Origin of the sequence: Qipengyuania flava, from assembly GCF_011762005.1 — a bacterium.
In the GTDB taxonomy this organism is placed as follows: domain Bacteria; phylum Pseudomonadota; class Alphaproteobacteria; order Sphingomonadales; family Sphingomonadaceae; genus Qipengyuania; species Qipengyuania flava.
Genome location: NZ_JAASQU010000001.1, coordinates 935,658 through 957,359 on the forward strand (window position 1 = coordinate 935,658; position 21,702 = coordinate 957,359).

The following is a 21,702-nucleotide window of genomic DNA, read 5'->3' on the forward strand; positions in this document are numbered from 1 at the left end:
GCGGTCCGGACACGCGGGAATAACCGACGTCCGAGCGCGCTCGCGGCGAACACAGTTGCGGCGTGGACCGCTCACTGCGTGAGAATTTCCTTTTCCTTCTGCGCTGCGGCGGTGTCGCAATCGGCGACATATTTGTCGGTCAGCTTCTGGACCTCGTCCTCGCCGCGCTTGCGCTCGTCTTCGGAGATTTCCTTTTTCTTCTCGTCGTCCTTGAGCGCTTCCATCCCGTCGCGGCGGACGTTGCGGATCGCGATCTTGGCCTGCTCGGCATACTGACCGGCGAGCTTGGCAAGTTCCTTGCGACGTTCCTCGGTCAGATCGGGCATCGGCAGACGCACGTTCTGGCCATCGACCATCGGGTTGAGCCCGAGATTTGCCTTGGCGATGCCCTTCTCTACCGCGGTGACATTGGCCTTGTCCCAGACCTGCACGCTGAGCATGCGGGGTTCGGGCGCGCTGACCGTTGCCACCTGATTGAGCGGCATCATCGAACCATACACTTCGACCATTACCGGATCGAGCAGGCTGGTGTTGGCGCGCCCGGTGCGCAGCCCGGCGAGATCGCTCTTGAGGCTGTCGACCGCCCCGTTCATGCGGCGCTCGATATCGGCTTTGTCGTACTTGGCCATGGCGGCTTCCTCTACTGTTCGCTCAGTTCTTGACGATCGTCTGCACGCCCTCGCCGCTCAGCACGCGGGCGAGATTGCCCTTCTCGCGGATCGAGAAGACGACGATCGGAATGTTGTTGTCGCGGCACAGCGCGACCGCGCTGGCATCCATGACCTTGAGGTCGTCGGCCAGCACCTTGCCATAGCTCACCGTTTCGAAACGGGTGGCTCCGGCATTCTTCTTGGGATCGCTGTCATAGACGCCATCGACGCTGGTGCCCTTCAGTAGCGCGTCGCAATTCATTTCGGCGGCACGCAATGCGGCACCGCTGTCGGTGGTGAAATAGGGGGCGCCCACGCCTGCGGCGAAGATCACGATCCGGCCCTTTTCCAGATGGCGTTCGGCACGGCGGCGGATAACCGGTTCGCATACCTGATCCATCTGCACCGCGCTCTGCACGCGCGTCTGCACGCCAAGCTGTTCGAGCGCGCTCTGCATTGCCAGTGCGTTCATTACCGTCGCCAGCATGCCCATGTAGTCGGCCTGCGCGCGGTCCATTCCCTGCGCCGCGCCGGCCATGCCGCGAAAGATGTTGCCGCCCCCGATAACCAGGCAGATTTCGAGCCCGGTTTCCTTGGCCGTCTTCACTTCCTTCGCCAGTTCCATGACGAATGCGGGATCGATGCCGAACTGCTGGTCGCCCATCAGCACCTCGCCCGAGAGCTTCAGGAGGACACGTTTCATCGTCGATAGGGGCATGGGTTCTCGCTAAGCAGAAGTTTGCGCGGCCTTAGAGCGCCTTGGCCGCGCTGCCAAGTGGGCCAACCGCGAAGCGCTGCGAGTCGCGGGACGCTTCGCGCGCAAACGAGTTCGCAGAACGGTCGGCCGCGTCACGAACTCGGCAGCCCATCGCGACCATTGGAACCATAACCCGCCAACACTGCGCAATGCTCCGAATCGCGATACATACGAAAACGGCCGCCGAACCGAAGTCCGACGACCGCTCCCGAATACAAGCGACCCGTAAAAAAGACGGGCCCACGTAATAGCTCATAGATTAGGCTGTAGTTCCAGCCCCTTGCTACGAACCGTTCACAATTTACCCCGCGACGGCGGCAGCGACTTCTGCAGCGAAGTCGGCTTCTTCCTTCTCGATGCCTTCGCCAAGCTGAAAGCGGACGTAATCGACCAGTTCGACCTTCGCGCCGGCTTCCTTGCCTGCTGCTTCGACGACCTGCGCGATGGGGGTCTTGTTATCCATCACGAAGACCTGGCTAAGCAGCGCGTTTTCCTTGGCGTACTTCGCGATCGCGCCTTCGACCATCTTTTCCTGGACGTTCTCGGGCTTGCCGCTTTCGGCAGCTTTTTCCTTCGCGATCGCACGCTCGCGCTCGATCACGTCGGCATCGAGGCCTTCTGCGGTCAGCGCCTGCGGGAAAGCTGCAGCGATGTGCATGGCCAGCTTCTTGCCCAGTTCCTCGAGCTTGGCGGCATCGCCTTCGCTTTCGAGCGCGACGAGCACGCCGATCTTGCCGAGGTCCGGCGACACGGCATTGTGCACGTAGGGCACGATCACGCCATTGGTGACCGAAACGGTCTTCATGCGGCGAACCTGCTGATTCTCACCGATGGTCGCGACGTTGTCGGTCAGCTTGTCGGCGACGGTGCCACCGTCGGGATAGGCCGAGGCCTTGAGCGCTTCGACGTCGTCCGACGAGGTGCCGAGAGCGACCTGCGTGGTCTTGCGAACGAAGTCCTGGAACTTGTCGTTCTTGGCGACGAAGTCGGTTTCCGAGTTCACTTCGACGGCAACGCCCTTGGTCCCTTCGACGGCCACGCCGACGAGGCCTTCGGCCGCGGTACGGCTCGACTTCTTCTGGGCGGTGGCGAGGCCCTTGGCGCGCAGTGCGTCGACCGCGGCTTCGATATCGCCATTGGCGCCTTCGAGGGCCTTCTTGGCGTCCATCATGCCTGCGCCGGTCTTCTCGCGCAGAGCCTTTACGTCAGCAGCAGTGAATGCAGCCATGGTCTTTTCCTTCTTGAAATGATGTGCGGGCACCGGGCCAGCTGGGGAGCGGCCCGGCGCGTAACTCCGCTATGTGACGGGCGCATGATGGCGCCCGTTCACTGGAGGGCTCAGGCCGCCGCGGTTTCTTCGGGCGGGTTTTCCATCGCGCCGACATCGGCACCCGAATCCTGCACGCCGTCGCCCTTGCCGCTCTTGGCCGCATTGGCGACTGCATCGCAGTAAAGACGGATGGCGCGCGCGGCGTCGTCATTGCCCGGGATCGGGAATGCGATGCCTTCGGGATCGACATTGGTGTCGAGCACGGCGACGACCGGGATGCCGAGAACGTTGGCTTCCTTGATCGCGAGGTCTTCCATGTTGGCGTCGATCACGAACATCACGTCGGGAATGCCACCCATGTCGCGGATACCGCCAAGCGACAGTTCGAGCTTGTCCCGCTTGCGGGTCAGGTCGAGGACTTCCTTCTTGGTGAGGCCCGCAGTGTCGCCAGCCAGGCGCTCGTCGAGCGACTTGAGGTACTTGATGCGTTCGCTGATCGTCTTCCAGTTGGTCAGCATGCCACCCAGCCAGCGGTGGTTGACGTAGTGCTGGCCCGAAGCGAGCGCGGCTTCACGAATCGCGTCCTGCGCCTGGCGCTTGGTGCCGACGAACAGCACCTTGCCGCCCGAACGTGCGGTCTGCTGGATGAAGTCGAGCGCGCGCGCGAACAGCGGAACGGTCTGCGACAGGTCGATGATGTGGATGCCGTTGCGCGCGCCGAAGATGTACGGCTTCATGCGCGGGTTCCAACGGTGGGTCTGGTGGCCGAAGTGCGAGCCGGCCTCGATCAATTGCTGCATCGTGACGGTAGGAGCCGCCATAATCATATTCCTTTCCGGTTATGCCTCTGGAAAGCTGGAACCCGAATGCGGTCATGTCCTGCGGCGGGCACCGGTATGTGCGCCTTCCATGTGGATTTGCCCGCGTGGAACCGGTCGGGAATCGACCCATTCGCTGCGGACCGCGCGCCCTTAGCGCTGTTTGTCGGCCGAATCCAGACTCAATTCATCGCAATAAAATGGATTTCTGGCGCAAAAAGCGTTTGACAGGCAGGAACAAATAGAGAACACAAGTCCCATCGCCGGAACGCTCGGTGGCCGAGACGCGTTTTCCACAGGACTTTCCCCGGGCTGCCAACACCCTTGTCGACACCGGGCTTGGAGATTTCGAAATGTTCGCATTGTTCTTCATCGCGCTTCTTACCGTCATCGGCCTGGCCTCGGTTGCCACGCTTGCAGACAGCGGATTGCGCTGGTGGTCGGCGTTCGGTCAGCTGCGGCGCGAACTCAAGGATGGACCGGCGACGCTGCCCGCGCTTCGTCCGGCATATCGCTCCCACAATCCGCTGCCTGCGGCTCGCTCGGGCGGCTTGCGCGCCTCGGTGACAGGGGTCAGCCGCGCCGCTTGAACCGCGCGTAACGCAGCAGCGAATACGGCAGGAGCAGCAGGTACCCGACGCAGATCGCGCTGAGCGTCCACCATGGCTCAACCAGCAAGGCGGCGAACAGCAATCCTACAAAGGCCAGAACCTCGAGCCTGATCCCGCGCCGCGGGCGCAGCGACGTCCAGCTCGGCGTGGCCATGTTCGAAATCATGAGCAGCGCAATAGCGGCAAGCCAGATCCCGACGCCGATCGGGTTGCGGAACTCGTCGAGACCGGTCGCCATCCACAGGTAAAAGGGCGCGAATGCCAGCCCCGCGCCAAGCGGCGCCGGAACACCGGTCAGGAAGCCGAGCGATTTGTGCGGCTGGTTCTCGACATCGATCTGCGCGTTGAAGCGCGCCAGGCGCAGCGCACAGCAAATCGCGAACGCCAAGGCGGCGAACCAGCCGAGCCGCGGTTCGGCGGAGAGCGACCACAGGAACACGATGATTGCCGGAGCCGTGCCGAAGCTGAGCGAATCGGCAAGACTGTCGAGTTCGGCACCGAAGCGCGACTGCGCCTTGAGCGCCCGTGCGATCCGGCCGTCGATCCCGTCGAGCACGCCGGCGAGGATGACCGCTACCACCGCCGCGCCCCATTGTTCGTCGATTGCGAAGCGGATACCGGTCAGCCCCGAACAAAGCGCTGCAGCGGTGATCGCGTTGGGGATCATCGCGCGTAGTGTCAGCGCGCGCGTGTGAACCTCTGCCGGTTGTTCGTCTTCGGTGGCCTTGGGGCCGAGACGCGCGCCGCCGTCGGGAGGAGAGCCGGTGTCGTTCATTGCGATACGCCTTCGAGCAATTGCTGCGATCCCACTTCTGCCAGAACGGTTTCCCCCGCGATGACCTTTTGGCCCAGCAGCACCTTGGGGTCGGTTCCCGCGGGAAGGTACACGTCCACCCGGCTGCCGAAGCGAATGAGGCCGACACGCTGGCCAACGCCCAGCATGTCGCCCGGCTTGACGAAAGGCACGATCCGCCGGGCGACAAGCCCGGCGATTTGCGTAAAGCCAAGCTTGAGCCCGTCGGTGCGTTCGATCAGCACGTGCTGCCGTTCGTTTTCCTCACTTGCCTTGTCGAGGCCCGCGTCTACGAAACTGCCCGGGATGTAGATCACCCGGCGTACGGTGCCCGCGATCGGCGAACGGTTGATGTGCACATCGAAGACCGACATGAAGATCGAAATGCGCGTGACCTTGCCCGGCTGAAGTCCGGCATGCCCGCTCCCGTCATCCACCACCAGTTCGGACGGAGGTTCGACCTCGGCGATCAATGACACCAGCCCGTCCGCGGGGGAGACGATCAGCCGTTCGTCCTGCGGCACCACTCGTTCGGGGTCGCGGAAGAAGGCGAAGACGCCCAGCGAAAGCAGCAGAAGCGGCCAGCCGACAATCTCCCAGTCGAGCCCGAGCAGGAAGATAAGGCTGACGACCACCGTGACGGCGCCGAACTTGCGTCCTTCGGGATGAATCGGGGGCCACGACCAACGCACATCGCCGCGGCCACGATTATCGAGGAGGTCACCTGCCATTGCAGACACCTAGTGGGTGCGCTGCCGCCTCACAAGGTATCACGCGACCTTGCGCACGAAGACTGCACCGGCCGAATAACCGGCACCGAAGCTGCAGATCAGCCCCGTATCGCCATCGGCAAGATCGCGATTGTGCTTGTGAAAAGCAATGATCGATCCCGCGCTGGACGTGTTAGCATAGGTGTCGAGCACGGTCGGGCTTTCGTCCGCGCTGGCTTCATGGCCGAGCACTTTTTGGGCGATCAGCCGGTTCATGCCCGCATTCGCCTGGTGCAGCCACAACCGCCGCAATGCCTGCGGGTCGATACCCAGCCGCTCCGCTTCGGTCACGATCATTTCGGCGACCATCGGCACCACTTCCTTGAAGACCTTGCGGCCTTCCTGAACGAACAGCTTGTCGGCTTTGCCCTCGCCTTCGGGCGAGGCACGGTTGAGGAAACCGAAATTGTTGCGGATGTTGTTCGAGAAGACGGTCTTGAGCCGCGTACCCAGAATGTCCCAATGCGTGCCGGGCGCGATGGCGGCATCTTCGACCAACACCGCCGTCGCAACATCACCGAAGATGAAATGGCTGTCGCGGTCGCGCCAGTTGAGATGACCGCTGGTGATTTCCGGGCTGACGACCAGCACGCTCTTCGCGTTGCCCGAACGGATGTAGTCCGCCGCAGTCTGGATACCGAAGGTCGCCGACGAACACGCGACGTTCATATCGAAGGCGAAACCCTCGATGCCCAGTTCCTGCTGGATCTCGATCGCCATGGCCGGATAGGGGCGCTCCATGTTCGACGCGGCGCACAGCACTGCATCGACGTCGGCCACATCGCGCCCGGCCTGCTCCAGCGCCTGGCGCGCAGCCTTCACGCCGATCTCGGCCATGAACGACAATTCCTCGTTCGAACGCTCGGGCAGGCGCGGCTCCATCGTGCCCGGATCGAGGATCGGTTCCTTCGCCATCACGTGGCGCGCCTTGATCCCGCTGGCCTTCTCGATGAATTCGACCGAACTCGGTTGCAGCGCCGCCGTGTCCCCTGCCGCGATCGCATCGGCGTTCTCGGCATTGAACCGTTCGACATAGCGATTGAAGCTGTCGACGAGCTCTTCGTTGGTGATGGTTTCCGCCGGTGTAAACAGCCCGGTGGAAGAGATGACAGGGCGCCCGGCCAAGGTCTTGTTGTGACTCATGCTGGCTGATTAGGCGCGCTCCCCCGTTCCCGCAAGTTCCGCCAAGCCGCCAAACCCCGGCTTGGCAGATCGCGAGGCAGCCCCTAGTCCCGAAGCATGGAACATCTCCCGGCCACCCGACCGACGAATTTCTGCGACGCCTGCGCCATTCGCAATCGTGCCATCTGCGCGGATCTCGACGATGATGAAATCGGATTGCTCAACGGCATCGGTCGCCGGCGCCAGCTCGAAGCAGGCGAACAACTTATGTGGGAAGGCGACGAGGCGGTCCTCGTCGCCAATGTGATCGACGGCGTGCTCAAGCTGGCATCGCATTCGGCCGATGGCGGCGAGCAGATCCTCGGGCTCGCCTATCCATCCGACTTTCTCGGTCGCCCGTTCGGCGAAACCGCCCCCTATGGGGTGGAGGCGCTGACAGAGGCGCAAATCTGCGTATTCGAGCGCAAGGATTTCGACCGCTTCGCCCGCGACCATCCGCGGCTCGAGCACAAATTGCTCGAGCGCACGCTGACCGAACTCGACCGTAGCCGCCGGTGGATGATGCTGCTCGGCCGGATGAACGCCGGGCAGAAAGTTGCCAGCTTCCTGCTGGAACTCACGGATCGCCTGGGGAAGGCAGGCGTTGGCGGCGAAACTTTCGTCACCCTCCCGCTTTCACGACAACAGATGGCCGACGTGCTCGGCCTGACCATCGAAACCGTCAGCCGCCAGCTTTCGCGCCTGCGCAGCGCCGGCCTGATCGACACCCCCTCGCGCCGGGAGATCGTTTTGCGGGACAGACGAGAGCTCGAAGAACTGGCGGGCTGATGACGGCCCGAAATCCGGCGATGCGTTGTGGGATGTAGCGAATGGCGGTGGTGGACAGGGCTGGATTCGAACCAGCGTACGCTTGCGCGGGCAGATTTACAGTCTGCTGCCTTTAACCACTCGGCCACCTGTCCACACGGGCCATTTCGCTAAGGAAACCGAGGGATCGGAAGCCCGATCCCGTGCCGAGAGGCGCCCCTTTGGCGAAGCGATGCTTGCCTGTCAATGCCCTCGCTGGCACAGGCCGCACACAATCATGCAGACAGGACGAATTTGATGGCGAAAGGCGAACGCAAACGCGCACTCAGGGGCCGAGCCGGCCGGATGAAGGGTGGCCGCGGCAGCGGACGGGCGAGCGCCGGACAGGTCAGGCTGTGGGGCCGTCATGCGGTCGAAGCCGCGCTCAAGAACCCCGAACGCGTACACCGCAAGCTCTGGGCGACCCGTGAAGCGATCGAGACGCTCGACGGGGAGCTTCCCGCCGATTTTCCGCTGGAATATGCGGATGTGACCGATCTCGCCCGCCTAGTGGCGAAGGATGCACCGCATCAGGGCCTCGTGCTCGAATGCGCCCCGCTCGAGGACCGGCATCTCGATGAGGTGTTGGACGGCGATCCCGCGCGGCCGCTGGTCGTCCTCGACCAAGTTACCGACCCGCATAATGTGGGCGCCATCCTGCGATCCGCTGCAGCGTTCGGCGCTGCGGCGCTGATCACGCAGGACCGCCACGCCCCGCCCGAGGGCGGTGTCATCGGCAAGGCCGCTTCAGGGGCACTCGAGGTGGTGCCCTGGATACGGGTGGTCAATCTGGCGCGTGCGCTCGAACAGATCGCCGAGGCAGGATACTGGCGGATCGGACTGACCGGGGCGGCCGAGGCCACGCTCGCCGAGGCCCTGCCCGAACGTCCCGTAGCGCTGGTGCTCGGCGCCGAAGGGGAAGGCATGCGCCACAATATCGAGGCGCATTGCGACGCGCTCGCCAAGCTGCCGATCGGCGATCAGATCGAAAGTCTCAACGTGTCGAATGCCGGAGCGATCGCGCTCTATGCTGTGGCAACGCGCTGAGGGTTTACCAAACCGGGGGGAATACGATGAAACGTCTCTTGATCGTGCTGTGCGCACCGCTGCTGCTGACCGGCTGCCTTTTGTCGCCGGGGCGGTTCGTCAGTGAATTGCACCTGCTGGATAATGACCGTTTCGCCTTCACCTATGAAGGCGAAATCGAGATGCTGGCGCTGAGCAAGCTCGCGAAAATGGCCGAAGGAGATGAGCAGGTTTTCGAGGCCGAGTGCTACGATGATGAATGGGACATCCGCGAATGCACCTCGGCCGAAGTCGAGGAGCAGCGCGCCCAGTGGGACGCCGAGGCCGAAGAACGGCGGGCGACGGCGCGGCGAGAGGCGGAAGAGATGCGGGTTCTGCTGGGCGATATCGATCCCAACGATCCCGCCGCGGCCGATGAGATCGCGGCCCGGATGCAGCGGCAACGCGGTTGGGAGCGTGTATCCTACATCGGCGAAGGACTGTTCGATGTCGAATTCGCGGTCGAAGGCACGCTGACGCATGACTTCGTTTTCCCCACGCTGGAAGGCATGCTGGGTGCCACGCCTTTCGTCAGCGTCAATCTGCGCGAAGATGGCAAGGTCCGGGTTGACGCACCCGGCTATTTCTCACGCGCCAAGGACAATCCGATGTTCGGAAGCGCCTCGATCGCCAAGATGGCGCTGGCGGAAGCGGACGCTTCCGGCGAGGCTCCGCGCATCGTCAGGCCCGAAGGCACCTTCACCCTCGTTACCAGCGGTCGCATTCTGGCCAACAATACCGACGAAGGCCCTGCCCCGCACGCGCAGGGCCAAGCGCTCGAATGGACCATTGGCCCAGCAACGCATCAACCACCCACGGCATTGATTGCATTCGACCGGTAAACCGAAAACGCCGCGCTTTCCGGGTGGAAAGCGCGGCGAAGTTCGATCCCGTCTTGGCGCCGCGAGGCGGGGCGACGACCAGGAAAATTTGGCTTAGTTGACCGAATCCTTGAGGCCCTTGCCGGCCTTGAACTTCGGCTGGTTGGAAGCCTTGATCGTCATCGGTTCGCCAGTGCGCGGGTTGCGACCGGTCGAAGCCTTGCGCTTCGCGACCGAGAACGTGCCGAAACCGACCAGACGCACTTCATCGCCGCTCGACAGGGCCTTGGTGATGGCGTCGAAAACGCCTTCGACGGCGCTCGAAGCGTCGCTCTTCGAAAGGCCGCTGGAATCGGCAACTGCGCTGATCAGATCGTTCTTGTTCATGAGTAAAACCCCCTTGTTCTTATCGTAGAAAGGTATTGGCTGAATCGCCTCGGTGAAGGCGGACGAATTGAGAGTTTTTTCCACGCGGTGTCAAAGGCAAATTCCGCTGAATTTGGCGGATTTCAGGACATTTGCGACGGATTTACGGTGAAGCTCCCATTCACCATCGGCATAGCCGTGCTCGCGACCGGAGAAACGGCAGGCGGTGCCTGGCGTCCCCGGTCCGAGTCGCTGCGATGCAGCACATCATTTGTCAGTGTGCGGTGGGCGAAGCCGGCCGTTGGGCATGATCCGGTTGCGCAGCCAGATCGTCCGCCTCGGTCCACTCGATCGGCTCGGGCATGCTGCAAAGCGCATGGGTAAGCACCTCGTCGACATGCGAAACTGGAACGATTTCAAGCCCGTCCTTCACATTGTCGGGAATTTCCGCGAGGTCCTTGACGTTCTCCTCGGGGATCAAGACCTTGGCGATGCCGCCGCGCAGCGCAGCCAGCAGCTTCTCCTTGAGGCCGCCGATCGCCAGCACCCTACCGCGCAATGTGACTTCGCCGGTCATCGCGACATCGGGACGCACCGCCACGCCCGACAAGGTAGAGACAATCGAGGTCACCATGCCCACACCCGCGCTGGGCCCGTCCTTGGGCACTGCGCCCTCGGGCAGGTGGATATGGATGTTGCGGCGATGGAACAGGCTGGGCTTGATCCCGTAATGCGGGGCGCGTGCCTTGACGAAGCTGAACGCCGCGGCAACGCTTTCGTTCATCACGTCGCCAAGCTTGCCGGTGGTCTTGATCTCGCCCTTGCCCGGCGTGGTGACGCTCTCGATCGTGAGCAGTTCGCCCCCGACCTCGGTCCAGGCGAGACCGGTCACCGCGCCGACTTGCGGCTCCTCCTCGCCCATGCCGTGCTTGAACTTGCGGACACCCGCGAAGTCGCTGAGATTGTCGGGCGTGATCGAAACGCTTTCCACTTCCTTCTCGAGTATCTTGCGCAGGCTCTTACGCGCCAGCCGCGCCAGTTCGCGTTCGAGCGTGCGGACACCCGCTTCGCGCGTGTAATAGCGGATCAGATCGCGCAGACCGTCCTCGGTGAGCTCGAACTCGCCCTTCTTCAGCCCATGTTCTGCAATCTGCTTGGGCAGCAGGTGACGCTTTGCGATCTCGACCTTTTCGTCCTCGGTATAGCCTTCGAGCCGGATGATCTCCATCCGGTCCAGCAGCGGCTGCGGAAGTTTGAGACTGTTCGCGGTGGTCACGAACATGATGTCGCTCAGATCGAGATCGAGTTCGAGGTAATGATCCTGGAACTTGTTGTTCTGTTCGGGATCGAGCACCTCGAGCAGAGCGGAAGCCGGGTCGCCGCGGAAATCCTGGCCGAGCTTGTCGATTTCGTCGAGCAGGAACAGCGGGTTGATCTTGCCCGCTTTCTTTAGATTCGTCACGATCTTGCCCGGTAGCGAGCCGATGTAGGTCCGGCGGTGGCCCCGGATCTCCGCTTCGTCGCGTACGCCGCCGAGCGACTGGCGCACGAATTCCCGCCCCGTAGCCTTGGCAATGCTCTTGCCGAGCGAGGTCTTGCCGACCCCGGGCGGACCGACGAGGCACAGGATCGGTCCCTTCAGCTTGCGCGTGCGCGCCTGGACCGCGAGATATTCGATGATCCGGTCCTTGACCTTCTCAAGCCCGTAATGGTCCGCATCAAGGACCTTCTGCGCTTCGCCGATGTCCTTCTTAACCTTGCTCTTCTTGCCCCAGGGCAGGTCGAGCAACACGTCGAGGTAATTACGGATCACGGTGGCTTCGGCGCTCATCGGTTGCATCGCCTTGAGCTTCTTTAGCTCGGCTTCCGCCTTTTCACGCGCTTCCTTGCTCAGCTTGGTCTTGCCGATCTTTTCGGTAAGCTCCGCAATCTCGTTGCTGCCGTCGTCATCACCGCCCAGCTCGTTCTGGATCGCCTTCAGCTGCTCATTAAGATAATACTCGCGCTGGGTCTTTTCCATCTGGCGCTTCACGCGCCCGCGGATGCGCCGCTCCACCTGCAGCACCGACAATTCGCCTTCCATGAAGGACATAACCATCTCGAGCCGCTTGAGCGGGTCGCGTTCGACGAGCAGTGCCTGCTTGTCGGAAACCTTGGCGTTGATTGCGGCGGCAATGGTATCCGCCAGCTCGCCCGCGTCATCGATGTCGCCGAGCTGTTCGGCGGCTTCTTCGCCCAGCTTCTTGTTCAGCTTGGCATAATCGCCGAACTGCTCGACCACCTGCCGCATCATGGCCACCACTTCACTGCCCGATGCGGTGACAGTATCCTTCACTTCGACCACGGCTTCGACATGGTCGCCGCGTGGCTCGAGCCGATCGAGCGCGGCACGCGCGGTGCCCTGAACGAGCACACGCACGGTGCCATCGGGCAGCTTGAGCAATTGCAGGACCTGCGCGATCACGCCCACATCGAACAGGTCATCGCGTTCGGGATCGTCGCAGCCCGGATCGAGCTGCGCGAGCAGGAAGATGTCCTTGCTGCCTTCCATGGCCGCCTCGAGCGCCGCCACCGACTTGTCACGTCCGACAAAAAGCGGGACCACCATGCCGGGGAAGACGACGATGTCGCGGAGGGGAAGAAGGGGGTAGGTCTCAACCATCAATCAAATCCAATCGCGGCCGGGCACCGGCCTTTCGCGAGGAATATGGTAAGCGCTGTCCCACAACGCAACATCACCGCGGAAACTCTGTGGATGGCGCATGATTACAATCGAATCCGCGTTAACATAGGTTAACCATCTGACCTGAGCGGGAGAGGAAATTGCATTTCCTTTGGAGTCAGATAGATGTTTGATTCGCTTATCTGCAAAGTCAGCGGTCATCGGGTAAATCGACGACGAGTGTGGGACGATGGGGTCAACTTCCGCACCAATTGCGAGCGCTGCGAGAAGCCGCTCATTCGCGACAAACAGGGCTGGCGGGTGTTCGACAGCAACCGCGACGTCAATCCTGCGCGTCGCGCACACCCGCGCGAAGCTTGACCAGACCCATTGTCAGCAAACTACAGGTGGGCTGGAGCCTGCCCGATCATGGTGCCTGACGCTGCATAGGCACTATCATCGGGTAGGCGCCGGAAGACGAGCAGAGCGTCTTACATTCCAGGCAGTTTGAAGCCGGCGGGGATCCCTGCACCCTGCTGGATCTTTTCCATTTCCTGCGCGGAAACGCGATCGGCACGGTCGCGGGCGTCGTTGAACGCAGCGGTAACCAGGTCTTCGACCATCTGTTTCTCTTCGGGCTTCATCATGCTCTCATCGATGGAGACCCCGAGGATCCGGCCCCTTGCAGTCGCACGCACCTTGACCAGGCCGCCACCTGCGGTTCCTTCAACCTCGATTTCATCGAGTTTCGCCTGCGCGTCGCCCATCTGCTTCTGGATAGTTTCCGCAGCCTTCTGCGCCTGTGCGAGCATTTCTTCCATATTCATGCGTTTCTACTCCATGGAATTTCGCGGCGCTGGGGAGCCGCGCCGCCATTGTCGATCAATTCAGCTTCGGGGAAAGCATCGAAAGCCGCACGCACCAGCGGATGCGATCGCGTCGCTGCGGCGGCCTGTTCGCGCTCTGCTTCGATAAGCTCGACCAGCGAGGGGGCCCCTGCGCCACCAGGCACTTCCTCGACGCTCCAACGCTTCCCGGTGTGCCGGTGCAAAGTATCGCGCAGGACATTCCCGATATCATCGCTGAACTTGGCGTCTCGGCCGTAACGCAGCAAACCATCGGACAATTCGACCACACGGACCTGCAACCGCATGATGCTGGCTTCCTGCATCATGCCCGAAGCGTCGATCGCCTCGACGAGTTCGCCCCAATCCAGGCTCCCCTGCAGAGATGCATCCGTAGGTGTCGCGCCAGTTTCACTCGGCGCCGGAGCCGGACCGGACTGGCCAAGCGTTTCGAGTTTCTTCGCGAGGCGACCGGGATCGGGCATTTGCCCGGCATGCAGCGTCCGCAGCAACGCCATACGCAGCGCGACCAGCGGATCGGGGGCGAGGCGCACTTCCTCGTGCCCCTTGAGCAGCAATTGCCACAGCCGGTGCAATTGGCCGGCAGGCAAGCGGGTGGCCCAGTCGCCCAATTGCTCGCGCTCGTCCGCGCTGACGCCCTCCGCTTCGCCACCAGACACCTGCGCAACCGTGATGCGATGCGCCAGATCCATCTGTGCCCGCAACAAGGCAAGCGGCTCGACCCCGAGTGCGTATTGCTCGTCAATGGCAGACAGCAGCGCTTTGCCCTCGCCATTCAACATATGCGCAAACAGCCTGCGTTGCGCGCTCTTGTCCGCGAGACCGAGCATGTCGCGTACGCGTTCAGCCGTCACCTTGCTGTCGGTATCGAGATCGGCATGCGCGATCGCCTGATCGAGGATCGACAGGCCGTCGCGCACCGAACCTTCGGCAGCATTCGCGACGATATGCAACGCCTCTGTCTCGGCTTCGACGCCTTCCTTGCGGCAGATTTCCGCGAAATGCGCCTCGAGCAGTTCGACAGGAATGCGTCGCAGATCGAAACGCTGGGTCCGGCTGAGCACGGTCACCGGCAGTTTTTCGACCTCGGTCGTGGCGAACAGGAACTTCACATGCGCCGGGGGTTCCTCCAGCGTCTTGAGCAAGGCGTTGAACGCATTGCGCGAGAGCATGTGAACTTCGTCGATGATGTAGATCTTGTAACGCGCGGAAACGGCCGCATAACGAACCGCCTCGATAATCTCGCGCACATCGTCCACGCCCGTGTGGCTCGCCGCGTCCATCTCGATCACGTCGATATGGCGGCCCTCGGCAATTGCACGACACGGTTCGCATACACCGCATGGACTGATCGTCGGGCCACCCTGCCCGTCGGGACCGATGCAATTGAGCGCCTTGGCGATGAGGCGCGCGGTAGAGGTTTTGCCGACCCCGCGAACACCGGTCATCAGGAAGGCATGCGCCAATCGGTCGCGCGCGATCGCATTGGCCAGCGTGCGGACCATTGCTTCCTGACCGATGAGCTCGGCGAAGGTTTGAGGCCGATACTTGCGCGCTAGGACACGATAAGGCTGCGCGGGCTCTGGCTGAGCGCTTTCGGGAGCATCGCTCGGCTGCGATGCCGCAACTGCCTGTTCGGCCGGTTCTTCCAGGGTTTCGCCTGCAGATGTCGCTGGTGGCGGACCGCCGAACATCGATTCCTGCCCCGCATCCTCGAGCTCCGCAGCGCTCGGCGCCTCGTCCTCTTCGGATGCGGTCTCCCACGGGAGGCCGTCAGGATTGTCCGGTGAATCGCCCATGGTGACTAGGTAGGCATTGGCGTGACAAAAGTCATGCCGCTAAACCGACGAATTGTGGGGGTAAGAGGAGCCGGCCGACCCGCCGCAATCCACCTGGGCTGCTTCCTTCCGGACCTGACCCGGTGAGCGAACGCAAACGTCCGACCGACTCCCGGCGCGCCATATGGCGCCGTCGGAGAAGAAAATCAATTACCGAAAATTGTCTGCGTATGCCTGGAGCTTGAGGCTCTTTGGCGGGGTCGCGTGAACGCGTGCAACGATGCCGTACTTCTCGGCGTAAGCCTTGGCCTCTTCCTTGCTCGGGAAGGTCAGTTGCACCTGGGCCTGCGTATCGCCGCTGCCCGTCCAGCCCATCAGCGGATCGGCATGGCGCGCCTCCGACTGCTCGAACTCGAGCACCCATTCATCGGTCCGTGCCTTGCCCGACTGCATGGCGTTCTTCGGGCGCTGGTAGATTCGTGCAGACATGACCGAAGCCTCTAATTCAGCCTCCCGATTTTGAAAAGGCGTTCTTGGTCTTCAAACTCGGCGCCTCGGCCCACGGTTCCTCCGGCCAGCGATGCTTGGGATAGCGCCCCTTCATCTCCTTACGCACATCAGCCCAACTGCCGCGCCAGAAACCTGGCAGATCGCGCGTTGCCTGAATCGAGCGCCCGGCCGGACTGGTCAGCTTGAGCAGCAATGGCACCTCACCGATCACGGGATGCCTTTCGAGCCCGAACAGCGCCTGCACGCGCACCTCCACGCTCGGTGCATCCTCGCTCGCGTAATCGATGCGATGCGATGTCCCCGCAGGAGAGATGAATTCACGCGGAGCTACGCGGTCGAGCTTCTTGCGACTTTCCCAATCGAGCACGCCGAGCAAGGCGTCAGCAAGCTTGCCGCCGGACAGTTTGAGGTCGCGCCTGCCTTCCAGCAGCGGGCGCAGCCAAACCGACGCAGACTCTTGCAACGAGCTTGGCGAGAACTGAACGAGTCCGGCATAGGCAGCGCGTGCGAGAAGATCCTGCGGAACCAGCCTTGCCGGGTTTTCCAGAACTTTATCGACAAGCATGTCCACAATCGCGTCACTGTCCGGTTCCGGGTCGGGCCCCTGCGCCAGCACGATTGTTCCGAGCCTGCGTTCCACGCGCGCCTCGACCCTTTCGCCGGTCCAGCGGAGCAGCTTGCGGCGTTCTATCCGCTCGGGAAACCAGCGTTCGAGCTCGCCCTCGCCGACTGCAATGCCTGCTGTAATTCGCGCGCCTTTTGCCTGCCCCTGCGCATCCCCCACAACGATGAAATCGGCCCGCGCCAGCGTCGAGGTCGGGTCGAGCACGAAGCCCCGGCCGCCTGCAGCAATCCACTGCTCTCCCCGTGCATCGCGGCGCTTGGCGATAAACTCGGGTCTACCGGCAGCGAGATGAATTCCGGGCGGCGGCGCCTGCCCCGCACTCTTCACATCAACCAGATCCTGCGCCCGCCGCGCCCAGCGCGAAGCCAGCTTGCGGCTGGCCTCCGCCTTGCGTCCGCGTTCGCCATTCCAGCGCGTCAGGCGCACGTCGAGATCTTCGCCACGTCCTCCCAGCGACCGTTCCTGCAGCAATAAGGCGATTTTTGCCGCGCGTTCAGCATCACCACGCTCTGCACCGAACAGGATGGTCGCTGCGCCCTGCGGATCGAGCGGGAGTTGCGCGAGCTTGGTACCGCGCTCGGTTATCCGCCCCGCCTCGTCGAGCGCACCCAGCGCCGAAAGTGTCGAGCGAGCGGCATCGACCGAGGCTGCGGGCGGCGGATCGAGCCACGCAAGGCTGTCTGGATCGGCGGTCCCCCATTGCGCGAGCGACAGGACGAGCGGAGCGAGGTCGGCGGTGACCATTTCGGGCGGATCATAGGGTGGCCGACCGCCATGGCCCCCTTCTTCCCAAAGGCGATAGGCGACCCCGGGGCCTTGCCGGGCCGCACGACCCGCTCGCTGTGCCGCTGCCGCCTGGCTCGCCCGGTGCGTGACGAGATGCGTGGTCCCGGCAGCGCGATCGAACTCGGCCCGCCGCGACAGGCCCGCATCGACCACCACCGACACCCCGTCCAAGGTCAACGACGTTTCGGCAATCGCTGTTGCCAGCACGATCCGGCGGCGTCCGTCCGGATCCCGGCGGATCGCGGCACGCTGCGCTGCTGGTTCGACCTGCCCATGTAATGGCAACAATAGCGCGTCCGGCAGCCTCTTTTCGAGCCGTTCGCGAACACGCTCGATCTCGCGCACGCCGGGCAGGAAGCCGAGGATGTCGCCCTTCTGCTCGCGCCAGGCGGTTACGATGGCCTCGACCATTGCATCCTCGACAGGAAGCTGCGGAGACGATCCCAGCCATTCGATCTCCAGCGGATAGGCACGGCCTTCGCTTTCGATGACCTGTGCACGATCACCCAGCAATTCGGCGAAGCGGCTGCCGTCGATGGTCGCCGACATGACCAGAACCCGAAGGTCTTCGCGCAGGACGGCGCGGCTTTCCGATGCCAGCGCCAGTCCGAGATCGCTGTCCAGATGGCGTTCGTGCGCTTCGTCGAACAGCACCGCAGAAACGCCCGCAAGTTCAGGATCGGCAAGGATCATGTTCACGAAAATCGCTTCGGTCACGACGAGGACGCGTGTGCGCGCGGAGCGCTTGCTGTCCAGCCGCGTCACATACCCCACAGTTTCGCCGGGCTTTTCGCCCAACGTCTGCGCCATGCGTTCGGCGGCGGCGCGCGCGGCGACACGACGCGGCGACGTGAGGATGACCGTGCCGCTGCACCAACCCTGTTCCAGCAGCGCGGGAGCAACCGCGGTGGTCTTGCCTGCCCCCGGTGGCGCGACCAGCACGCCGCATCCTTGCTCGCGCAAGGCATCGAGCAATTCGGGGATGACTGAGAGGATCGGCAGGTCGGCCATGCCGGCGCCCCCAGAACGGATCAGTAGCCGCGTGCCACGGCGAACAGCGCCGCCTGGGTCATCGCCTGGCGCGCGCTGCTGTCGGGGAAGATCGACAGCGCATCGATTGCACGCTGCGCGAAATGCCGCGCGCGTGCCTTGGTGTCGTCCACCGCGTGATGGCGGTCGATCAGTTCGATCGCATGATCGAGATCAGCGTCGCTGGTCTTGAACCCGCCGATCGCGGCCTTCCAGAACTCGCGCTCATCCGCGCTTCCCCGCGCATAAGCGAGGATCACCGGCAGCGTCATCTTGCCTTCGCGGAAATCGTCGCCGCGATCCTTGCCCATGGCGGCGGCATTGGAATCGTAATCCAGCGCGTCATCGACCAACTGGAATGCAACCCCGAGGTTGCGGCCGTATTCGTCGAGCGCCTGCTCCTGCTCGTCGCTGCACTCGGCGACGACTGCGGCGATACGGCTAGCGGCGGCGAACAGCGCGGCGGTCTTCGCGCGGATGATGTGCAGATAGCGCTCTTCGCTGGTATCGATCTTGCGCTGCGCGGTCAGCTGGTCGACCTCGCCTTCGGCAATGATCGCGGATGCTCCAGAGAGGATCTTGAGCACCTTGAGGCTGCCGTCCTCGGTCATCAGCTCGAACGAACGGCTGAAGAGGAAATCGCCCACCAGCACGGTCGCGGGATTGCCGTAGATGATGTTGGCGGCCGCCTTGCCGCGGCGTAGATCGCTGCCGTCGACGACATCGTCGTGCAGCAGGGTCGCGGTGTGAATGAACTCTACCGCCGCGGCCAGCTTGTAATGCCGGTTGCCGCTGTAGCCGACCAGTTCCGCCCCCGCGAGCGTCAGCATCGGGCGCAGCCGCTTGCCTCCTCCCGAGATCAGATGCCCCGCAAGCGCCGGAATCAGCGGCACCTCGCTTTGCATCCGGTCGAGGATGACCTGGTTGACCTGGTTCATGCCCGGAGCGGTGAGAGCCAGCATCGGCTCGATCGATCCTTCGGGCTCCTTGCGCGGCAATGTAATTACGTCGGCAGACATTTCGGCTTGGCCATGGTCTGCGCAAGCTTTCTTGGCAAGCGTCGATTTCTTGTTAGCCTGCCCGCATGTCCGACGCACCCACGCCCGACCCGGTTCTCGCCGGCTTTCGCAAGAGCATCGACAATATCGATGCCGCGCTGATCCACATGCTCGCCGAGCGGTTCCGGATCACGCAGGCTGTCGGCGAATACAAGGCGAAGGTGACGCTGCCGCCAGCCGATCCGAACCGCGAAAAGGAACAGATCGCAAGGCTGCGGCGGCTCGCCGAAGACAGCGAACTGGACCCCGAATTCAGCGAAAAATTCCTGCGCTTCATCATCGATGAGGTGATCCGGCACCATGAACGCGCGGCCGGGCGGTGACTTTCTTCAAAGCGCGCTGCGCGGCAGGCTCAGGCTGACCAGCAGACCGCCCAGGTCCTCGCTTTCGCCAAGCTCGACCGACCCGCCATAGATTTCGATCACGTCGCGCACGATTGCGAGACCCAGCCCGGTCCCCGGCTTGCCCGTATCGAGCCGTGCACCGCGATCGAAGATGCGCGTGCGTTCGCTTTCGGGGATGCCCATGCCGTCGTCTTCGATCCAAATGATGCATTGCTCGGCGCTACGGTCGGCGTCGATCGTCACGAAAACGCTTCCACCGCCGTACTTTGCGGCGTTCTCGATCAGATTGCCAAGAATTTCGTCGAGATCCTGCCGCTCCATTGTCACGGCGGCATCACGATTGCCGTCGAGGTCGAAACGCGTCTGATCGTAGATCCGGGTTACCGCGCGCAATACGCTTTCGGCGCTCGGCCACACTTCCGCGCGTGCATGCCCGCTTGCACGTCGGCCCACCGCCCGCGCGCGCGCCAGATGGTGCTCGACATGGCGTTGCATGGTCTTGGTCTCGCGGCAGACGAGATCTGACAGACGCGGATCATGTGCGGTCGCGGCATTGGTCAGAACCGTCAATGGCGTCTTGAGCGCATGCGCGAGATTGCCCGCATGCATGCGCGCCTCCTCGGCCTGCTGTTCGGTATGCGTCAGCAGGGCGTTGATCTCGTCGACCAGCGGCTCGACCTCGATTGGCAGCGGCTCGGTAATCCGGTTGGTGCCCTGGGTGCGCATTGCCTGGATCGCATCGCGCACACGCCGCAGCGGTGAAAGACCATACCAGCTTTGCAGCATCGCCATGGCCATCAGCCCCAGCCCGAGGACCGCGAAACTCCATACCAGGATCGAACGGATACGGATGATCTGGTAATCCAGCTCGCCCCGCGCCGAAGCCACGGCAAAGGTCCAGCGCGTATCGCTGTCGGGCAGGATAACGGTACGTTCGACGATCCGCAGGGGTTCATCCTCGAACTGGTCGGAATTGTAGAAATGCGGCTCGTTGTCGAAATGATCGCCCTGGACCTTGAGACTGCGGTCCCACAGGCTGCGGCTGGGGAATGGCTGGTGTCCCTCGCCAGTGATCTGCCAATAGACCCCGCTATTGGGTTCGAGAAACCGCTGGTCGCCTAGCGATCGATAAAGCTGCACGTCACCGAAACTGTCGATTTCGGCGGAAGTGATCAGCGCGGTCTGCACATATTCGAGCTGCTCGTCGAAATTGTCCTCGACCAAGCGTACCAGCGTGCGATCGAGTGCAAAGCCACCCGCGAGCAGCAGTACCCCGATCCAGACCGCGGCGATCGCCATCATGCGGCGCGCAAGGCTGCGGCGCGCGGGCGGCTTCGCGATAATTACCGGATCGTCGGCAGCAGCATCCGTCGACGGGGTTTGCCCGACCGCCAGCCGCTGCTCCGACGCCGGATCAGGCGCGCGGCTGGTCGGCGGGGTCGTCGAGGCTGTAGCCGAGTCCACGGATCGTCGTGATCACTTCCGCACCCAATTTCTTGCGGATGCGGGTAACGAAGACCTCGATCGTATTGGAATCGCGGTCGAAATCCTGATCGTAGATATGCTCGATCAGTTCGGTGCGGCTGACCACCTTGCCCTTGTGGTGCATCAGATAGCTCAGCAGCTTGTATTCCTGCGCGGTCAGCTTGACCGGTTCGCCCTTGAGCGTGACGCGACCCGAACGGGTATCGAGGCGGACGTCGCCCGCGGTCAATTCGGAGGAGGTGTTGCCTGACGCACGACGGATCAACGCGCGAAGGCGAGCGATCAGTTCCTCGGTCTGGAATGGCTTGGCGAGATAATCATCCGCGCCCGCGTCCAGCCCCGCGACCTTGTCAGACCAGCTGTCGCGCGCTGTGAGCACCAGGACGGGGAACTTGCGGCCTTCCTTGCGCCACATGCCCAACACGGTCAGCCCGTCGATCTCGGGCAGACCGAGATCGAGGATTACCGCGTCGTATTCTTCGGTACTGCCAAGGAAGTGCCCGTCTTCACCATCGGTGGACAGGTCCACCGCATAGCCGTTCTGCTCGAGCGTCGACTTGAGCTGCTGGCCCAGGGTGGGCTCGTCCTCGACGATCAGGATACGCATAAATGTCCGTCCTCGGATTGTTTGTGACGCGTTTCGTTCATGTAGGTGAACGCGTCAACCTGA

21 protein-coding genes, 1 tRNA gene and 1 other RNA gene are annotated in these 21,702 nt (G+C 62.9%); 5 read left to right on the forward strand and 18 right to left on the reverse strand.

Annotated elements, in window-relative coordinates; translation table 11 throughout:
- Positions 1-71 precede the first annotated feature (71 nt).
- From frr to rpsB, 4 genes are all read right to left on the reverse strand, one after another.
- Entirely contained in the window at positions 72-629 is a 558-nt protein-coding gene (gene frr, locus FHS69_RS04545) for a ribosome recycling factor (RefSeq protein ID WP_067469754.1), read from the reverse strand.
- Between the two features lie 22 nt (positions 630-651).
- On the reverse strand, positions 652-1,368 hold the full coding sequence (gene pyrH / locus FHS69_RS04550) for a UMP kinase (protein WP_094063340.1): 717 nt from the start codon (positions 1,366-1,368) through the stop codon (positions 652-654).
- Between the two features lie 340 nt (positions 1,369-1,708).
- Positions 1,709-2,635 carry a translation elongation factor Ts gene (gene tsf / locus FHS69_RS04555; RefSeq protein WP_166776704.1) on the reverse strand — a complete coding sequence of 309 codons (927 nt, stop codon included), beginning with the start codon at positions 2,633-2,635 and terminating at the stop codon, positions 1,709-1,711.
- Positions 2,636-2,745: 110 nt separating this feature from the next.
- Complete coding sequence (gene rpsB, locus FHS69_RS04560; RefSeq protein WP_130586353.1) at positions 2,746-3,498, reverse strand: 30S ribosomal protein S2; 753 nt, start codon at positions 3,496-3,498, stop codon at positions 2,746-2,748.
- Between the two features lie 272 nt (positions 3,499-3,770).
- On the opposite strand from rpsB, the gene FHS69_RS04565 reads away from it, so the two are divergent.
- Positions 3,771-4,085 carry a hypothetical protein gene (locus FHS69_RS04565; protein WP_166776705.1) on the forward strand — a complete coding sequence of 105 codons (315 nt, stop codon included), beginning with the start codon at positions 3,771-3,773 and terminating at the stop codon, positions 4,083-4,085.
- Here FHS69_RS04565 and FHS69_RS04570 read toward each other — a convergent pair.
- Genes FHS69_RS04570 through FHS69_RS04580 form a run of 3 tightly spaced genes read right to left on the reverse strand, consistent with a single transcriptional unit; the run spans position 4,069 to position 6,812 of the window.
- The gene (locus tag FHS69_RS04570) at positions 4,069-4,881 is read right to left on the reverse strand and encodes a CDP-alcohol phosphatidyltransferase family protein (protein ID WP_067673172.1); all 813 of its coding nucleotides are present in this window, start codon (positions 4,879-4,881) and stop codon (positions 4,069-4,071) included. The genes FHS69_RS04565 and FHS69_RS04570 overlap by 17 nt on opposite strands.
- Positions 4,878-5,630, reverse strand: a complete 753-nt coding sequence (locus FHS69_RS04575) for a phosphatidylserine decarboxylase (protein WP_067469739.1) — start codon at positions 5,628-5,630, stop codon at positions 4,878-4,880. Before FHS69_RS04575 ends, FHS69_RS04570 begins: the two co-directional genes overlap by 4 nt.
- A gap of 39 nt (positions 5,631-5,669) precedes the next feature.
- Positions 5,670-6,812, reverse strand: coding sequence for a beta-ketoacyl-ACP synthase III (locus FHS69_RS04580; RefSeq protein WP_166776706.1), 1,143 nt, complete (start codon positions 6,810-6,812; stop codon positions 5,670-5,672).
- 96 nt (positions 6,813-6,908) lie between these two features.
- Between FHS69_RS04580 and FHS69_RS04585 the strand changes: the two genes are divergently transcribed.
- A complete protein-coding gene (locus FHS69_RS04585) occupies positions 6,909-7,619 on the forward strand; it encodes a Crp/Fnr family transcriptional regulator (RefSeq protein WP_166776707.1) in 711 nt (236 codons plus the stop codon).
- Positions 7,620-7,667: 48 nt separating this feature from the next.
- Here FHS69_RS04585 and FHS69_RS04590 read toward each other — a convergent pair.
- A tRNA-Tyr gene (locus FHS69_RS04590) sits at positions 7,668-7,753 on the reverse strand.
- 142 nt (positions 7,754-7,895) lie between these two features.
- Between FHS69_RS04590 and rlmB the strand changes: the two genes are divergently transcribed.
- Both rlmB and FHS69_RS04600 read left to right on the forward strand, forming a co-directional pair.
- Positions 7,896-8,684, forward strand: coding sequence for a 23S rRNA (guanosine(2251)-2'-O)-methyltransferase RlmB (gene rlmB / locus FHS69_RS04595; RefSeq protein ID WP_067470011.1), 789 nt, complete (start codon positions 7,896-7,898; stop codon positions 8,682-8,684).
- 26 nt (positions 8,685-8,710) lie between these two features.
- Complete coding sequence (locus tag FHS69_RS04600) at positions 8,711-9,544, forward strand: V-type ATP synthase subunit E family protein (protein WP_166776708.1); 834 nt, start codon at positions 8,711-8,713, stop codon at positions 9,542-9,544.
- A 93-nt stretch (positions 9,545-9,637) separates the two neighbouring features.
- Here the strand turns inward: FHS69_RS04600 and FHS69_RS04605 are convergent, their stop codons facing one another.
- The 8 genes from FHS69_RS04605 to FHS69_RS04640 all read right to left on the reverse strand — a co-directional run bounded on the left by FHS69_RS04605 (position 9,638) and on the right by FHS69_RS04640 (position 19,164).
- A complete protein-coding gene (locus tag FHS69_RS04605; protein WP_067469728.1) occupies positions 9,638-9,910 on the reverse strand; it encodes an HU family DNA-binding protein in 273 nt (90 codons plus the stop codon).
- Between the two features lie 253 nt (positions 9,911-10,163).
- On the reverse strand, positions 10,164-12,551 hold the full coding sequence (gene lon / locus FHS69_RS04610) for an endopeptidase La (RefSeq protein ID WP_166776709.1): 2,388 nt from the start codon (positions 12,549-12,551) through the stop codon (positions 10,164-10,166).
- Between the two features lie 491 nt (positions 12,552-13,042).
- Positions 13,043-13,378 carry a YbaB/EbfC family nucleoid-associated protein gene (locus FHS69_RS04615; RefSeq protein WP_067469720.1) on the reverse strand — a complete coding sequence of 112 codons (336 nt, stop codon included), beginning with the start codon at positions 13,376-13,378 and terminating at the stop codon, positions 13,043-13,045.
- Positions 13,375-15,216, reverse strand: a complete 1,842-nt coding sequence (locus FHS69_RS04620) for a DNA polymerase III subunit gamma/tau (RefSeq protein ID WP_166776710.1) — start codon at positions 15,214-15,216, stop codon at positions 13,375-13,377. Before FHS69_RS04620 ends, FHS69_RS04615 begins: the two co-directional genes overlap by 4 nt.
- Positions 15,217-15,276: 60 nt before the next feature.
- Positions 15,277-15,371: signal recognition particle sRNA small type (gene ffs / locus FHS69_RS04625), an RNA gene on the reverse strand.
- 34 nt (positions 15,372-15,405) lie between these two features.
- Complete coding sequence (locus tag FHS69_RS04630) at positions 15,406-15,684, reverse strand: ETC complex I subunit (protein WP_067469714.1); 279 nt, start codon at positions 15,682-15,684, stop codon at positions 15,406-15,408.
- A 16-nt stretch (positions 15,685-15,700) separates the two neighbouring features.
- Complete coding sequence (gene hrpB, locus FHS69_RS04635) at positions 15,701-18,127, reverse strand: ATP-dependent helicase HrpB (RefSeq protein ID WP_166776711.1); 2,427 nt, start codon at positions 18,125-18,127, stop codon at positions 15,701-15,703.
- Between the two features lie 20 nt (positions 18,128-18,147).
- Positions 18,148-19,164 carry a polyprenyl synthetase family protein gene (locus tag FHS69_RS04640; RefSeq protein WP_166776712.1) on the reverse strand — a complete coding sequence of 339 codons (1,017 nt, stop codon included), beginning with the start codon at positions 19,162-19,164 and terminating at the stop codon, positions 18,148-18,150.
- A 65-nt stretch (positions 19,165-19,229) separates the two neighbouring features.
- Between FHS69_RS04640 and FHS69_RS04645 the strand changes: the two genes are divergently transcribed.
- A complete protein-coding gene (locus FHS69_RS04645) occupies positions 19,230-19,526 on the forward strand; it encodes a chorismate mutase (protein WP_067469708.1) in 297 nt (98 codons plus the stop codon).
- Between the two features lie 6 nt (positions 19,527-19,532).
- Here FHS69_RS04645 and FHS69_RS04650 read toward each other — a convergent pair whose 3' ends face one another.
- Together FHS69_RS04650 and FHS69_RS04655 are read right to left on the reverse strand one after the other, a co-directional pair.
- Positions 19,533-21,011, reverse strand: coding sequence for a sensor histidine kinase (locus FHS69_RS04650; protein WP_425128214.1), 1,479 nt, complete (start codon positions 21,009-21,011; stop codon positions 19,533-19,535).
- Complete coding sequence (locus FHS69_RS04655; protein ID WP_067469706.1) at positions 20,962-21,639, reverse strand: response regulator transcription factor; 678 nt, start codon at positions 21,637-21,639, stop codon at positions 20,962-20,964. The genes FHS69_RS04650 and FHS69_RS04655 overlap by 50 nt, the downstream gene beginning before the upstream one ends.
- Positions 21,640-21,702: the final 63 nt, after the last annotated feature.

Excerpts from the sequence above, each read along its gene's own strand:
- frr (WP_067469754.1), bottom strand. The coding sequence starts at position 629 with ATGGCCAAGTACGACAAAGCCGATATCGAGCGCCGCATGAACGGGGCG.
- pyrH (WP_094063340.1), bottom strand. The coding sequence starts at position 1,368 with ATGCCCCTATCGACGATGAAACGTGTCCTCCTGAAGCTCTCGGGCGAG.
- tsf (WP_166776704.1), bottom strand. The coding sequence starts at position 2,635 with ATGGCTGCATTCACTGCTGCTGACGTAAAGGCTCTGCGCGAGAAGACC.
- rpsB (WP_130586353.1), bottom strand. The coding sequence starts at position 3,498 with ATGGCGGCTCCTACCGTCACGATGCAGCAATTGATCGAGGCCGGCTCG.
- FHS69_RS04570 (WP_067673172.1), bottom strand. The coding sequence starts at position 4,881 with ATGAACGACACCGGCTCTCCTCCCGACGGCGGCGCGCGTCTCGGCCCC.
- FHS69_RS04575 (WP_067469739.1), bottom strand. The coding sequence starts at position 5,630 with ATGGCAGGTGACCTCCTCGATAATCGTGGCCGCGGCGATGTGCGTTGG.
- FHS69_RS04580 (WP_166776706.1), bottom strand. The coding sequence starts at position 6,812 with ATGAGTCACAACAAGACCTTGGCCGGGCGCCCTGTCATCTCTTCCACC.
- FHS69_RS04585 (WP_166776707.1), top strand. The coding sequence starts at position 6,909 with ATGGAACATCTCCCGGCCACCCGACCGACGAATTTCTGCGACGCCTGC.
- rlmB (WP_067470011.1), top strand. The coding sequence starts at position 7,896 with ATGGCGAAAGGCGAACGCAAACGCGCACTCAGGGGCCGAGCCGGCCGG.
- FHS69_RS04600 (WP_166776708.1), top strand. The coding sequence starts at position 8,711 with ATGAAACGTCTCTTGATCGTGCTGTGCGCACCGCTGCTGCTGACCGGC.
- FHS69_RS04605 (WP_067469728.1), bottom strand. The coding sequence starts at position 9,910 with ATGAACAAGAACGATCTGATCAGCGCAGTTGCCGATTCCAGCGGCCTT.
- lon (WP_166776709.1), bottom strand. The coding sequence starts at position 12,551 with ATGGTTGAGACCTACCCCCTTCTTCCCCTCCGCGACATCGTCGTCTTC.
- FHS69_RS04615 (WP_067469720.1), bottom strand. The coding sequence starts at position 13,378 with ATGAATATGGAAGAAATGCTCGCACAGGCGCAGAAGGCTGCGGAAACT.
- FHS69_RS04620 (WP_166776710.1), bottom strand. The coding sequence starts at position 15,216 with ATGGGCGATTCACCGGACAATCCTGACGGCCTCCCGTGGGAGACCGCA.
- FHS69_RS04630 (WP_067469714.1), bottom strand. The coding sequence starts at position 15,684 with ATGTCTGCACGAATCTACCAGCGCCCGAAGAACGCCATGCAGTCGGGC.
- hrpB (WP_166776711.1), bottom strand. The coding sequence starts at position 18,127 with ATGGCCGACCTGCCGATCCTCTCAGTCATCCCCGAATTGCTCGATGCC.
- FHS69_RS04640 (WP_166776712.1), bottom strand. The coding sequence starts at position 19,164 with ATGTCTGCCGACGTAATTACATTGCCGCGCAAGGAGCCCGAAGGATCG.
- FHS69_RS04645 (WP_067469708.1), top strand. The coding sequence starts at position 19,230 with ATGTCCGACGCACCCACGCCCGACCCGGTTCTCGCCGGCTTTCGCAAG.
- FHS69_RS04655 (WP_067469706.1), bottom strand. The coding sequence starts at position 21,639 with ATGCGTATCCTGATCGTCGAGGACGAGCCCACCCTGGGCCAGCAGCTC.